Source organism: Tenacibaculum sp. AWR4_210, from assembly GCF_056160945.1.
In genome coordinates this window covers 143,317-157,667 of record NZ_JBSWYF010000007.1, presented here as the reverse complement: position 1 = coordinate 157,667, position 14,351 = coordinate 143,317, and the positions used below count along the sequence as shown (strand labels likewise).

Sequence of the window (14,351 nt, the reverse complement as noted above, 5' to 3'; positions counted from 1 at the left end):
CTTAGTCTGATTTGAGTAATCTAATATTGCGTTGAATGAGCAGTAAAATTAAGCAATAATCTAATAGGTCAGGGTTGCTAAGGCTAACTTCAATCGTTTTTTTTGAAGAGAAGATATTTCCTTTTATAAGGAAGGTGCCTACGGCCCGTTGATTGGCGTAGAAGATGCGTGTTCGGCTAAACCACGATTTGTTTTTCACTGAGAGTGTTAGCTTGTCGTTGATAAGCATTTTTGAGTTACTGTCGTGGTATTGAATTGCTTGTATGCGATTACTAGTGTCGGTAAAAGAAATGTCGAAAACATAGGAAAAAAAGCTGTGTTTTCTGCGAAAGTTAAACACAGTTTCCTCTGCAGCATCGCTAATGCGAAAGTTAGCAGGTTTGAACCAAGGTCTGATTAACTCTGATGACCATAGGAGCTGAGTGCCTCTCGTTATTGTGGCAGTTTTGTAATTGGTGTTGTAAAGCAACTTCATCGCGGTCAGATTTGTTCAAAAGGGAGGTGTGTAACAAGCCAGTTTTTTAATAAGCTCCTGTCCTCTTCTGAGATATGTAAAAAAAGAAGCTGGTATTTCTTTGTAGGGGTACTGACTACTATCATATTCGGGTAAATTTTTACACTACTCTCTGTATCGATTGGAATATGTTGCGTGCTATGACCATCTGAGTACTGTAAGGTGGTATCGGATACCCTGAGTATTCCTGATTTTTTTACCTGTAGACTTTGATGGATTTCTTTTAAGCAAAAACAAACAAATATCAAGCCGATAATTCTGTACGATGGATCAATATAGATGATGAAACCAATTATAGGAAGTAGGAGTATGTTAAAAGCTTTGCTGCTTTGGGCCATATCACGATCACGGACGGTTTCCAATTTAAATACTACTTCTTTTTTTTCAGAGGGTTTGGGTTTTAAGTACAGCGAATACAGGTTGTATAGGAGGAGTAGGCCATATACTACCTCGTAAAAGTACCTAGGAAGAGAAAACAGGAATGCTTTGCCATCGCTATCAAAAAAGAACTTGGCAATATGGTATAGGATGAAAATACCAAATATCGTGTTGAATAGAATTTTTTTGTAGGAGTTTTTCATAACGTGACCAAAATAAAAAAAACCTCTGAATTTTTCAGAGGCTTTTTAATTTTTTAGACGAGGTAGTCAACGGCTTTTTCCAATACTTTTGGAATTCCTCCTGGATTTTTACCTCCTGCAGTAGCAAAGAAGTTTTGTCCACCACCACCTCCGTGGATGTATTTTCCTAGTTCTCGAACAACTTTACCAGCGTCGTAACCTCTTTCGTTAGCAAGGTCTTTGGAAATATAACAAGTGAGCATTGCTTTTTCAGCGCTTGGCGCAGTAGCGAATAAGATAAATAGCTTGTCAAATTCACCACCGAGTTCAAACATGAGGTTCTTGATGCTTCCTGGGTCTAGATCTACTTTAGTAGCTAAAAACTGAACGCCATTAACTTCTTTAATTTGATTTTTTAAATCTCCTTTTAAATTCTTGGCTTTATCTTTTAGTAATTGCTCAATTTGCTTCTTCAATTGAGCATTCTCTTCTTGTAAGCTCGTTACCGATTTGCTGAGGTCTTTTGGATTTTTTAAAAGTTGTTTTACGGCATTATAATTGCGCTCGATGTCTTCGAAATAATCACCTACCGCCATATTGGTAATCGCTTCGATACGGCGAATTCCTGCGGCTACAGCGGCTTCTGATTTAATTTTAAAATACCAAATATCACCAGTATTTTGAACGTGGGTACCTCCACATAATTCCATAGATTGACCGAAACGAATGGTGCGAACACTATCGCCGTATTTTTCACCAAACAAGGCAATAGCCCCCTCTTGAACTGCTTGGTCCATTGGGATATTGCGCTTTTCCTCTAAAGGTAAGTTTTCGCGGATTCTCGCGTTGACAAACTCTTCAATTTCTTCGATTTGATCACTGGTTACTTTTGAGAAATGTGAGAAATCAAAACGCAAATAGTTAGGGTTTACCAATGATCCTTTTTGCTCAACGTGATCTCCTAAAATGGCTCTCAAAGCTTGGTGTAACAAGTGTGTTGCCGAGTGGTTGCTCGCCGATAAACGCCTGAACTCATCATTTACGACAGCTTTAAATGTCGCAGTTAAATCAGTAGGTAAGGTTTTAGTGAAGTGAATAATCACATTGTTTTCCTTTTTGGTGTTGGTAATATAAATAACATCACCGTTTGGTGCTTCTATAGCTCCTTTATCACCTACCTGACCACCACCTTCAGGGTAAAATGGTGTTAAATTGAATACTAGTTGATATTGATCTCCTTCCTTTTTAGAGCTCACCTTTCGATAGCGCGTAAGTTTTACGTTCGCAGTCAAGGTATCGTATCCTACAAATTCTTCAACTTCGTCTTGTTTTACCAGTATCCAATCACCAGTTTCACTTGATGAAGCTGCTCTCGATCTATCTTTTTGCGCTTGCATACCTGCTGCAAACTCTTCTTCGTTAATTTCGTATCCCTTTTCACGAGCGATGAGCTGGGTCAAATCTAAAGGAAAACCAAAAGTATCGTAAAGCTCAAAGGCTTTTTTACCAGATACTACTTTTCCTTCGGTACTTTCAATAACGCGATCTAATAGCAATAGACCTTGGTCAAGGGTACGTAAAAAAGACTGCTCTTCTTCCTTGATTACATTGTGTACCAATGATTCTTGCTTGCGGATTTCAGGAAAGGCATCTCCCATTTGGTGTGCCAAGGTATCTGCGAGTTTGTAAATAAAGGCTTCTTTTTGGTTTAAGAAAGTAAATCCGTAACGAATAGCTCTACGCAAAATTCGTCTGATTACATATCCAGCACCATTGTTACTCGGTAATTGTCCGTCTGCAATGGCAAAACCAACGGCTCTAACGTGGTCAGCAATAACGCGAATAGCGATGTCTACTTGTTCGTCTTTTCCGTAGCGTACTCCGGTAATGGTTTCAATCTCGCGGATTAGCGGTGTAAAACAATCTGTATCGTAGTTAGACTGCACTCCTTGTAATACCATACAAAGGCGCTCAAACCCCATTCCAGTATCGATGTGTTTTGAAGGTAATTCCACCAGTGATCCATTAGCCTTACGGTTGTACTGCATGAATACCAAGTTCCAGATTTCCACGACTTGTGGGTGGTCTTCGTTTACCAACGATTTACCATTTACTTTAGCTTTTTCTTCTGCAGAACGGATATCTACGTGGATTTCAGAGCAAGGACCACAAGGACCTTGTTCTCCCATTTCCCAGAAGTTATCTTTTTTGTTCCCCATTAAAATGCGATCTTCAGGGATGATTTCTTTCCAAAAATCATAAGCCTCCTGATCCATTTTGGTACCGTCTTTTTCATCGCCTTCAAAAACGGTTACGTATAATATGTCTTTGTCTATCTTGTAAACTTCGGTCAATAATTCCCAAGCCCAAGCAATCGCTTCTTTTTTAAAGTAATCACCAAAACTCCAGTTTCCTAACATTTCAAACATGGTGTGGTGATAGGTGTCGTATCCTACTTCTTCCAAATCGTTGTGCTTACCAGAAACGCGCAAACACTTTTGAGAATCCGAAATACGTGTACTCTTTGGGGCGGCATTTCCTAAGAAGAACTCTTTGAACGGGGCCATACCTGAATTGGTGAACATTAAGGTAGGGTCATTTTTAAGTACCATCGGTGCTGACGGCACTATTTCGTGTTGCTTTGATTTAAAAAAATCTAAAAATTTAGCTCTAATTTCTTGAGATTTCATACCACTCCAGTATCTTATAGTTTGTTAATTTTTGCCTAAAAGTTCCTTAGTACAAGGAAGTTTTCAAACATTTTGTAAATTTGTGAGTTATTATTTGTAACCCTTAAATGAAGTTGCTCATTTAAAGAGCACAAAAATAGTATATTTAGCATTATGGCGAAAGTAAAATATTATTACGATCCTGAGACGCTTTCCTATAGGAAAATTGAGAGTAAAACCAGTGAAAAATACAAACGTGCTTTTCTCTGGATTACGGGTAGTTTACTTGTTGCATTTCTGGGCTTTATAGGTTTTAGTCAATTTCTATTAACTCCAGGAGAACGCGCTCAGAAACGAGAGCTGGAAAATTTGAAATTAAACTATGAACTCCTTTCGAAACGCTTGGATGAAAGTTCAGAACGCTTGTCGGAGTTACAAGATCGCGACAACAATATTTACCGTACCTATTTCGAGGCGGCCCCGATAGCGGAAGAGCAACGTAAAGCCGGTTTTGGCGGTGTAAATCGCTACAAGCACTTAGAAGGTTTTCAAAACAGTACCATCATTACCGATGCAACTAAGCAGTTGGATGTTTTAGCGAAACAAATAGCAGTGCAGTCAGAATCGCTTGATGAAATTGTAAACTTGGCAAAAGCCAAAGAAAAGATGTTGGCATCCATACCAGCCATTCAACCTGTGAAAAATGAAGACTTGAAACGCATGGCTTCTGGATTTGGAATGCGTTTGCACCCTATCCTAAAGAGTTGGCGTATGCACAATGGGATGGACTTTACCGCGCCTACAGGGACGCCTATTTTCGCATCTGGGAATGGAAAGGTAGTCAAAGCACACCGCAGTTCTACCTTTGGAAAAGTAGTGTACATAGAACACGGGTATGGTTATAAAACGATTTACGCTCATATGAGTAAAATCGTAGCAAAGAAAGGACAGAAAGTAAAACGTGGAGATTTAATTGGCTACGTCGGAAATACAGGAAGGTCTGCAGCTCCTCACTTGCATTATGAGGTGCATAAAAACGGACGCCCAGTAAATCCTATTTATTATTATTACGGCGATTTGACCCCAGAGGAGTTCCTCGCTATGCAAAAAGCTTCACAGCAAAAAGGACAATCGTATGATTAAGGAAAATCTATGCATGTAAATTTACCAGAAAAGAGATATTATAAAATAGGAGAAGTAGCTGATGCCTTTGGTGTCAATGCTTCTCTTATTCGTTTTTGGGAGAAAGAGTTTAAGGTGATAAAGCCCAAAAAAAATGCAAAAGGAAATCGTTTGTTTACCAAAGAAGATATCGAAAATTTTAAATTGATATACAACCTGGTAAAAGAACGTGGCTTTACCTTGGATGGCGCAAAGCAAAAACTTAAAAAAAATGCCCATGAGCTCGTAAGTAATCAAGAAATAATTACGAGATTAGAGTCAGTAAAGGCAGAGCTGTTGAAAATCAAAAATCAATTATAACAAATAAATTAAAAAATAATGAAGAAAGTATTGTTAGTTGTGGCGGTGTTAATTGGAATCGTCCTGTTCTTTTTTAGTCTGTTTATCAGCTTTAAAAACACAGCTGTAGAGTACGAAGAAAATGCCAAAACAAAATGGTCAAAAGTTGAAAGTGCCTATCAACGACGCAATGACTTGATTGGGAATTTAGTAAAGACGGTACAAGGAGCAGCAGATTTTGAGAAGTCTACCCTGACCGACGTGATTAATGCACGTGCAAAAGCAACAGCAGTTACCTTGAATACAGGCGATTTATCAGCAGCAAACTTAGCTAAGTTTCAACAAGCACAACAAGGGCTATCAGGAGCCTTGTCAAAGTTGATGGTGTCTGTAGAACGCTACCCTGACCTAAAAGCCAATCGTAATTTTTTAGAGTTACAAAGTCAATTAGAAGGTACTGAAAATAGAATTAGTGTGGCGAGAGACCGCTACAATGACGATGTAAATTTGTTTAACAAACACCTTAAAAAATTTCCAGGAAGTTTTTGGGTTGGTTTTACAGATTTCAAAGAAATGGATCGCTATAAGGCCGATAAAGGTTCGGAGAAAGCTCCAGATGTAAATTTTAAGTTCTAAGATGTCACAAGTTGAAGATTTTTTAAGCGCAGCGGAGGAACAGGAAATTGTCGCTGCCATCCGCGCCGCTGAAAAGCATACTTCAGGAGAAATACGCGTGCACCTCGAAGCACATACTGATAAAGTACATTACGATAGGGCCTTGGAAGTATTTCAAGGCCTTAAAATGTATGCTACGGAACAGCGCAATGGCGTTTTGATTTACGTGGCAGTAGTTGATAAAACTTTTGTTATATACGGAGATCGAGGTATTGACGAAGTGGTTCCGGTAGATTTTTGGGAAAGTACGCGAAATGCCATGCTCGCTAAGTTTAAGCAAGGCAAGTTTACCCAAGGAATAATCGATGGTATTTTGAAAGCAGGAGAGGAATTGAAAGCCCATTTTCCTTGGCAGGAAGGTGATGTAGATGAATTGTCGAACGAAATCTCAAAAGGGTAGTCTATGAAAAAATGGATAGGTATTTTAATAGGTTGTTTTTGGATGCTAGGAGCGACATCGCTCATGGGACAATCCTTTGAAATCCCAGAGAAACCAACGGGTAAAAATAAATATGTTTACGATGGAGCAAAGGTTTTTTCTTCTGTAGAAAGACAGTTGCTAATCGAGAAATTAGGCTCCTATGAACAAGTTACTTCTACGCAAATTTCCGTTGCGAGTATCGCCTCTACTCAAGGTGAAAATATTAATTACTTAGCAACAAATTGGGCGCATAAATGGGGTATTGGACAAAAAGATAAGGATAACGGAGTTTTTATCTTACTCGCTGTTAATGATCGAAAAATGACCATTGCTACAGGGTATGGAGTGGAGCATTTGTTGACCGATTTTATGTCGAAACGTATTATTGAACGCGAAATAGTCCCAGAATTTAAAAAAGGAAGTTATTATGCCGGAGTTGTTCGCGGTGTAGATGCTATTGAAAAAGTACTCAAAGGAGAATACAAAGCAAGTCCAGCAAACAATAAAAAAGGCGGTGGCTACGGATGGCTGGTTTTTGTTTTGATAGTGATCGTGTTTTTCTTCCTGGCGTCACGAGGTGGTGGCGGAAGAGGAGGGCGTTATCGCGATACCGGTGGTAGTATTTTTGATATGATTATTCTCAGTAACATGGGACGTGGAAGCTCAGGAGGCTTCGGTGGTAGTGATTTTGGCGGGGGTGGATTTAGTGGAGGCTTCGGTGGAGGAGGCTTCGGCGGAGGTGGAGCTTCTGGAAGTTGGTAAGCTCACTTTTTGTTAAAGCTCTAGTAACACTCAGGCAATGTTGGCACCGTAAATATGCAATGTGAAACTCGTAATAGAAACTGGTTATTAGCAAAAATAGCTCAGTTTTTATTTTAGCATTACCGTATATAAAATCTATAAATAAAGAGAGTTATAACGCTGTAGGCGTTATCTTTTATTGTTGCCAAGGAGAAGCTACCAATATCGGTGGCTTTTCTTATTTTTGAAGAAAAACTACTATGAAATTTACAGGATTTTTTTTGATGTTAGGAGTGTTTGTTGGTTGTCAATCAAAAGTGGCACCTCCCCAACATAAGGAACCTTTTTCAGTTATTGACATTATAGTATTGGCTTATACTGGAGGAGATGGGGAGTAGTAAGAAAGGAAGGTGGATAAACGATCGAGAATTAGATTTGTTGGAGGTGTCGGACTACGATGATGATTTAGATGAAACTACGAATAACAGTGAAATAGATAGTATTTGGACGCGTTTGCGTATTTCTGAGTCCGGGAAGTTTTCAGAAACCGTACTAAAAAAAGTACACTATCTCGGAAATGAGAAAATTGAAAAATAAAGGAATTACTGCGTAGGGGATTGGTATTGGTAACTGTTATAGCTGCTAATCTCTATTGAGAAGTTATTAGAATAAAAAATGAATTTTATGAGAAAAATGATGTGTGTATTGCTGATGGTGCTCGCCGTTCTTGCTTGCAATACGAATGAAGAAACAGTGTACAAATCGGATAATTTGAGTATTAAAAAGGTGGGGCCTCACAGTTATGTCCATACGAGCTTTTTAAATACGGAGCAATGGGGTAAAGTCCCTTGTAACGGTTTATTAGTACTCTCTGAAGGAAAGGCTTTGGTATGTGATAGCCCTTCCGAACAAGCAGTGGCTGAAGAGTTGATTAACTGGATCGAAAATGAGCAAGAAGCAAAGATTCAGGCGATGGTACCAACTCATTTTCACGTAGATTGCATTGGTGGCGCGCAAGCCTTTATAAACAAAAGGATACCGGTGCTAGCCTATGAAAAAACTCAAGAGCTTTTGAAGGACAAAAATATAGCTGTCCGTGCCGTTCCGGGTACTTTTGAGATGATGATTGGAGGACGAGAAGTGGAGTGTCGTTATTTTGGAGCCGGACACACAATGGACAATATCGTTGTGTCAGTGCCAGGTGACGAGGTGTTGTTTGGAGGGTGCCTGGTGAAGGCCGCTGGGGCGAAAAAAGGTAATTTGGAAGATGCCAATGAAGCGGCTTGGTCAGGTACTGTACAAAAAGTAGCTGAGGCTTACCCAACTGTGAAAACAGTAATTCCAGGACATGGAGCTACGGGAGGAAAAGAGCTATTGGACTATACCATTACCTTGTTCAAATAGTCGTAATTCATGCGTGATATACTGCGCTCATACTGTATTTTGAGGAGGTTAGGGAAAAAAAATAAAAGTAGCGGATTTTATCTGTAACTTAGTGCTGTTCTAATGAGCAAAAGAGGAATCAAATACCTTAACTAACCGAACTTGGTACGAAAGTACATCACTCATTTGATGACTAATGCAAGCTTATTGGAAACTAACTACTATAACCACGGATTTTCCGTGGTTTCTTTTTGTGAAAAAAAGCCCTGAATAGGTTGTATTCAGGGCAGCTAACCAAACCTACATAAAATAAAAAAACTAATTTATTTCTAGTAGTAAAAAAACTTGTAAGCGCAAGTTTAACGCGTATTGTAAAAGCCGAAGCTTTTCAGCACATCTAAATTCAATAAGTAAAGTGAAAGTATAGCAATTGTACTTTCATAGCAGGTGCAAAATAGAAAAAAATATGGAAAAGTACCGCTTAAAAATGAAAAAATATCTGGTGAATTTTTTTGATGGATTTATTCGGTGTGTTTAAATATTTGATTATCTTAGGTATAGCAATAGCAGTAGGGGAAGCTGCTGTTGCGGATTACTAATATTAATAACTACTCCTGTTATACTACACAGTTTTTATAACAGGAGGACAGTAATCCGAAAGCTGCCTTTATTGACTTTAACACTTCTTTAAATACTAGGCAATTGATTTGTGCGTTTTTTCTTCACGGAAAAACCTACTAGGTACGCTGCGATTTGCTACTACTTGAAGTTTCCTTATTTTTAGTAAAATTTTGAATCATGAAAAAACTGATGTTCCTAACCGTACTCGGATTGAGTTTGAGTTGTTCACATTACGGGCAGTTAAAGTTGAAAGGGAATTTGCCAAAGCGTTTGGAAGAAGTTTCTGGCGTTGCCTTGGGGCCAAATGAAGGAGAGTTATGGATGCATAATGACAGTGGTAATGATGCTGTCTTATATTTGATAGATTCAAACGGAGCATTATTGCGTGAGGTAGCACTTCCCTTTGCCAACAGAGATTGGGAAGATCTGTGTTCTGACGGTGATACCTTATATATAGGAGATATGGGGAACAATAGGAATGATCGAACTAATTTGGTAATTTACAAAGTAAATGCCGCCCAAGAGCTGATAGGAAGTACCTACGAAACCATACGTTTTCACTATCCCGATCAGAAGAAGTTTCCGCCTAAAAAGAAAAAGCGTTTTTTCGATGCTGAGGCCCTCATCTATAAAGACGGGTATTTGTACCTCTTTACAAAAAGTAGAGTCAAAGGAAACTACGGAATTACCAAGCTATATCGAATTCCAGCAACAGCAGGCTCCCACGAGGCCGAGCTATTAGGAACCTACGAGCATTGCAATAAAAAACTATCTTGTTGGATAACTGGTGCAGCGATTTCTCCTGACGGTAACAAGGTGGCCTTATTAACTCATACGGAAGTCCTCGTATTTAGTGACTTTAGCGGAGATCACTTTTTTGAAGGAACAGTACATAGTTATGCCTTTGAGCACAATTCACAAAAGGAAGGAATCGCGTTTAAAGACAATACAACCTTGTATATCACCGATGAATACGCACATGGGCAAGGAGGAAATTTGTATGAGTTTAGCTTGCCACTACGATAAAAAACGATAGGCTAAAAGTGCCCATCCAGCCACCAAGAGGAGGCCTCCCAAGGGAGTTATAGGACCTAAAAATTTCATTTTTTTACCCTTGCTGTCCGAGAGAACAAGTCCGTAAATACTAAAAGAGAACAAACAGGTACCAATAATAAACAGCCAAGCGATACTTTTTTGAATAGTAAGTGATGAACTACCTATGACTAAAAGTACTATAGCGTGGTACATTTGATACTTAACGCCAGTTTCAAAGGATTTGAGTTGTTCGTCGTTGAGAGTTTTTTTTAAGGCATGAGCACCGAAGGCTCCTAGAATAACTGCTAATAAGCCAAAAATAGCACCGGAAAGTAGGGCAAGTTGCATTATTTGTGATGATTTAATTTATCTGTAGTCAAAAATACATTCTTTTTTACAGATTTTTCCGGCTACCATAGTTAATTGTGAGTAGGCAACCAACCTCGTTTTTGAATGCATGGCTCGATTTACCAGTTTGTGATGTTATCATTCGTGGGAGGTATGGCTTGACGCTGTATTTGACCTGAGAAGTACGTACAGAAAGTAAATGAATACTAGAGGTTTGGTAAGATAAAACAAAAGGCTGAAGTAAAACTCCAGCCTTTTGTTTTGGTTTAAAATGAGAATCCGACACTAAACGAGAGTCGATCTTCTTCACTGTTTCCTTTAAAGTAAGAGAGATTTAAGGTAAACATATCGATACCACTTATCCAAAGTGAGCCTCCGTAACTGGTATGCCATAGTCCATTGTTGATCGCTCTAGGGCTCCATACTTTTCCGTAATCGAATCCGGCAGTCACCCCGGCTTCTAGAGGAAGGAAAGAGGTTTTAATTTCTCCAAATCGCAAACGTAAATCACTGCTGTGGTAAAAGCTTTCAGTTCCTGTAAATCGCTGTCTGTTAAAACCTCTAAGATTGCGGTCGCCCCCAAGAGTAGCCGCCTGATAAAACTCAAATCGATTTCCAAAATTAATATGAGTTCCTACTTCCGAAGCAAATACTAACGATCTGTTCTGAACTAGATTTTGATAGATGGCCAGAGAGGTTTTGAGATATCCGAATCGCCTGCTGATATCATCAATCTTTGTTTTTGCACCCACAGAGAGTTCAAAATTCATCCCTTTGGTAGGGAAGCTCGGATCGTCAACGCGTTGGTGTCCTGCATTGACTTCACCACCTACAAAATAGTTAGTTTCAAAAATATTGATGGGGCTTTGTGCGTAGTTGTAAATGTTTCTGCCTCGGGTGTTTTGTACGCGAATTCCTTCGATAGACGAACGTACTTCGAGGGTATTTCCACCTCTAAATCTTCTGAGGAGTCCTAAGTTAAAGTTGAGTTCACTGTGTTTTACACGATAATAGTCGAGGTCGAGGTCTTGCTGAAAAGTGCTGGTATTTCCCCAGCCAAAGAAATTAATAGCATAGTTGTCACTGGTAGCCTTGGCGGCGAGTAATAAGCTCCAATTCCCTATGAATTCAGTAAACTCTCCACGGTAATTCACATCGAAACCGTTGATCCCTGAGTAGTAGTTTGCAGATAATTCATGTTCACTGGCAAAAGGACGTTTTTTAAATCCTTGTCTGGTATGCAGTACCGTTGCGCCAAAAAAGAATCCGTCGTCGGGGTTGCTCCCGAGGTTCGGAAGTACTACTGTTGTATTGTTTTCTATATCCCGATGGTTGTAGGTATTGCGGTGGTAGTTGTCCGAACGTAAATCGGCAGTTTCACTCGAGGGCGTTACCGTGTTTTTTTTCGATTTATAATCGTAGATTTTGGTCTTACGAGACCAACCAGATACAGCAGAACGATCGGTATACACATCGTGATCTTGCCCACCGATTAATCGGAGGAGGATACCGTTGTTTACCTTACCGGTAATCGTAAATTGATCGTCACCATTTAATCCGTAGAGTTGTAATTCACGAGTTTCCTTTCTGTCAAAAGTTCGGTGGTATATCGTATCGTTTTTACGCACTACCCATACTTCGGTTTGACGGTCGTTTTTTCTGTTTATTACGAAGTTATCCTTTTTATCAGTACCGACGATGTAAACTATTTTGGCTTGTTTTTCGTAATAGCGTTTTGCAATAGCTTTGAGTTTATCTCTACGGGCTTTGATTTTTTGTATGGTTTCTTCTCCATCAATGGCAAAAATGGCCTCAGGTAGCTTTTTTATTGCCGTTTCGATTACGGCATCACTGAGGTGAGTTTGAATGTACTCGGCTTCGTTGAGCCAATCATTGAGTGTTAGCTCGTTTAAAAATTCAGCATCGAAAAATCGCGGATAGTTATTGTACCACTTCATATCTCTGATATCGTAATCAAAGCTCTGCATGTTTTTTACCAGCGGAGTAAACTGCTTAAATACCGGGATGATAACTCCGTCAAATTTTGAAAAGGGTTGATCTCTGTCACGAGGAATTGGGCGGTAATAGGTTTTTCCCGCCTCGGTTTTAAAGGAAGCCCAGCGCCATTGATCTTCATGTCGATCCCAATCTCCAATAACCATGTCAAACAAACGCGATCGGATGGCCCATTGTTGATCGACAGAGTGCTTTCCATTTTTTCTGATTTTTTCTAGTACATCAAAAGTACTGATTATCTTTTTAGAGTTTCCGAAGCTGTTTACATCTTCACGGTTACCAGCAGGGCGTTCTTCGAGCAGGTATAATTCTCCTCCAAAAATGTCGTTGTATTGACCTAGAGCCGGTTGTTTAGGCATGTAATACAAGGTAGGGTTGGTATGGTAAATATTTACTGCTTCAGCCATATCTGGAATCACAAAGGCTGCGTAAGGATGTGACATGGTAAAAATGTCTTGAACGACATCTATTAAAAAAGTACCTTTTAAAATACCTCCCATAATTCGACTTCCGTCTTTGAACATGGAACGCAGTACGTATTGTTTCCCTTCTGGATTTTCCAGTCTTAATGAGTTCGTTTGATTTCCTCCTCCACGGCGGATTGGTTTTAGCCCTCCGTGAACTTTATCGAGTTCTAATACAGGTACCTGTACGGGCTTACCGTATTTTTCTCGGTGTAAATCGCCCCACATAAATTTATGAGCACCACTGACTTCCGTATCTTCTGGGTTGTAAATTGAAGTAGTTACAAAGGCTTTATGAGCTTCGTATTCGGAAAAGTCGGGAGTTTGTGGACGTTTTTTAGGAGCTATTATTTCGCGACTATACAAGAGTTTGTTTTGATCGGTAGTATTGGCTGCATAGTATTCAATAGCAGCGGAACCGTCTTTGTAAAATAGTAATTTGGCATATCCGTGATTACCGTAGGTAAAGGGAGCTCCATATCCTGCCAAGGCTGGAGATTGTTTGGAACCAGACCCGCTGACTACTTGTTTAAATCCGTCATTTTCTAAGTATTGTAAATTGTGTTCATGCCCACTGACAAAAACGATATTGTTTTTGAAATCATCTGCAATCAGCTCTATTTGCTGTATGAAATTTTGATAGTTTATATTAAAATTGTCGGTTTGTATACCCACATGAGATCGGAGCATGTTTTTAAATGTACCCAGTACTGGAGCGGGTTTCATATGGTCTTTCACAGAGAAGCTTCCTCCGTGAGGACCATTGCTGTACAAAGGGTGGTGCATGGCGACCACCACGTTTTTGTAGCGATTCTTTTTGAAGAGTCCCCAAAGTTCGTCGATAAAACGCTCTCTTGTTTTGATATCACAGTTTTCATTGATGGTGGGGTGGTTGTTCCAGTCTGTGATAAACCACTTGCTGTCTATGAGGATTAAGGTGAGGTTTTCGTTGATGTCAATTTTGTCCAAACCACAACCGTTTTCAGGTAAAAAAGTGTTTTTACCAAGTGCTTTCTCAACCATTTTCTCTTGACGCTTAAGTCCTTTTATGCCCTCGTACCAGTCGTGATTACCGGGAATAAAGATGGGAGCTCCTTTAAAATTTGTGAGTGCATCGATTTGTATTTGTAATCGGTGTTCGGCCAGGGCTCTTTCAGGGCTTTTTTTCGGAGGCATACCTACGGGGTAGATATTGTCACCGAGAAATAAGGCGGTACTGTTTTTAGAGGCAGTTGCGAGGTCTTCCTTAAAGTAATCCAAGCTGGTGAGTGAAGCTCCTAACTGCGCATTTCCCGCGTCTCCAATAAGGAAAAAGGTATGGTCAATTTCTTTGGTTATCGAAACTGTTGTAGGAGCTTTCTTATCGGCGTACTGTGCTTTGTAAGTAGCACAGGCTGATATAAAAGCAGCGAAAGTAATGAGAAGGTATTTTTTTTTCATGTT

At 39.6% G+C, this 14,351-nt stretch carries 14 protein-coding genes; 9 read left to right on the top strand and 5 right to left on the bottom strand.

Translation table 11 applies throughout. From position 1 onward, the window contains the following. Position 1 precedes the first annotated feature (1 nt). Genes ACXAG7_RS14180 through alaS form a run of 3 tightly spaced genes read right to left on the bottom strand, consistent with a single transcriptional unit; the run spans position 2 to position 3,764 of the window. Positions 2 to 475 (bottom strand): hypothetical protein, encoded by a 474-nt coding sequence (locus ACXAG7_RS14180; protein ID WP_476667222.1) that lies wholly within the window; start codon positions 473 to 475, stop codon positions 2 to 4. Between the two features lie 5 nt (positions 476 to 480). Next, complete coding sequence (locus tag ACXAG7_RS14175) at positions 481 to 1,095, bottom strand: hypothetical protein (RefSeq protein WP_476667221.1); 615 nt, start codon at positions 1,093 to 1,095, stop codon at positions 481 to 483. Positions 1,096 to 1,148: 53 nt separating this feature from the next. Beyond that, on the bottom strand, positions 1,149 to 3,764 hold the full coding sequence (gene alaS / locus ACXAG7_RS14170; RefSeq protein WP_476667220.1) for an alanine--tRNA ligase: 2,616 nt from the start codon (positions 3,762 to 3,764) through the stop codon (positions 1,149 to 1,151). Between the two features lie 153 nt (positions 3,765 to 3,917). Between alaS and ACXAG7_RS14165 the strand changes: the two genes are divergently transcribed. The 9 genes from ACXAG7_RS14165 to ACXAG7_RS14125 all read left to right on the top strand — a co-directional run bounded on the left by ACXAG7_RS14165 (position 3,918) and on the right by ACXAG7_RS14125 (position 10,071). Further along, positions 3,918 to 4,886, top strand: coding sequence for a M23 family metallopeptidase (locus ACXAG7_RS14165; protein ID WP_408042437.1), 969 nt, complete (start codon positions 3,918 to 3,920; stop codon positions 4,884 to 4,886). A 9-nt stretch (positions 4,887 to 4,895) separates the two neighbouring features. Continuing rightward, on the top strand, positions 4,896 to 5,225 hold the full coding sequence (locus ACXAG7_RS14160; RefSeq protein ID WP_408042438.1) for a MerR family transcriptional regulator: 330 nt from the start codon (positions 4,896 to 4,898) through the stop codon (positions 5,223 to 5,225). Between the two features lie 18 nt (positions 5,226 to 5,243). Beyond that, entirely contained in the window at positions 5,244 to 5,840 is a 597-nt protein-coding gene (locus tag ACXAG7_RS14155) for a LemA family protein (RefSeq protein WP_476667219.1), read from the top strand. Position 5,841: 1 nt separating this feature from the next. After that, positions 5,842 to 6,279 carry a TPM domain-containing protein gene (locus ACXAG7_RS14150; RefSeq protein ID WP_476667218.1) on the top strand — a complete coding sequence of 146 codons (438 nt, stop codon included), beginning with the start codon at positions 5,842 to 5,844 and terminating at the stop codon, positions 6,277 to 6,279. A 3-nt stretch (positions 6,280 to 6,282) separates the two neighbouring features. Continuing rightward, entirely contained in the window at positions 6,283 to 7,062 is a 780-nt protein-coding gene (locus ACXAG7_RS14145; RefSeq protein ID WP_476667217.1) for a TPM domain-containing protein, read from the top strand. Positions 7,063 to 7,301: 239 nt separating this feature from the next. Further along, the gene (locus ACXAG7_RS14140) at positions 7,302 to 7,439 is read left to right on the top strand and encodes a hypothetical protein (protein ID WP_476667216.1); all 138 of its coding nucleotides are present in this window, start codon (positions 7,302 to 7,304) and stop codon (positions 7,437 to 7,439) included. Then, positions 7,429 to 7,638: a hypothetical protein gene (locus ACXAG7_RS14135; protein ID WP_476667215.1), complete on the top strand. Its 210-nt coding sequence runs from the start codon at positions 7,429 to 7,431 to the stop codon at positions 7,636 to 7,638. The genes ACXAG7_RS14140 and ACXAG7_RS14135 overlap by 11 nt, the downstream gene beginning before the upstream one ends. 87 nt (positions 7,639 to 7,725) lie before the next feature. Continuing rightward, a complete protein-coding gene (gene bla / locus ACXAG7_RS14130) occupies positions 7,726 to 8,445 on the top strand; it encodes a subclass B1 metallo-beta-lactamase (protein WP_476667214.1) in 720 nt (239 codons plus the stop codon). Between the two features lie 777 nt (positions 8,446 to 9,222). After that, positions 9,223 to 10,071: a hypothetical protein gene (locus tag ACXAG7_RS14125; RefSeq protein ID WP_476667213.1), complete on the top strand. Its 849-nt coding sequence runs from the start codon at positions 9,223 to 9,225 to the stop codon at positions 10,069 to 10,071. Here the strand turns inward: ACXAG7_RS14125 and ACXAG7_RS14120 are convergent. Further along, the gene (locus tag ACXAG7_RS14120) at positions 10,063 to 10,428 is read right to left on the bottom strand and encodes a DUF423 domain-containing protein (protein WP_408042445.1); all 366 of its coding nucleotides are present in this window, start codon (positions 10,426 to 10,428) and stop codon (positions 10,063 to 10,065) included. The genes ACXAG7_RS14125 and ACXAG7_RS14120 overlap by 9 nt on opposite strands. Positions 10,429 to 10,694: 266 nt before the next feature. After that, positions 10,695 to 14,348 carry a metallophosphoesterase gene (locus tag ACXAG7_RS14115; RefSeq protein WP_476667212.1) on the bottom strand — a complete coding sequence of 1,218 codons (3,654 nt, stop codon included), beginning with the start codon at positions 14,346 to 14,348 and terminating at the stop codon, positions 10,695 to 10,697. Between the last annotated feature and the right edge of the window lie 3 nt (positions 14,349 to 14,351).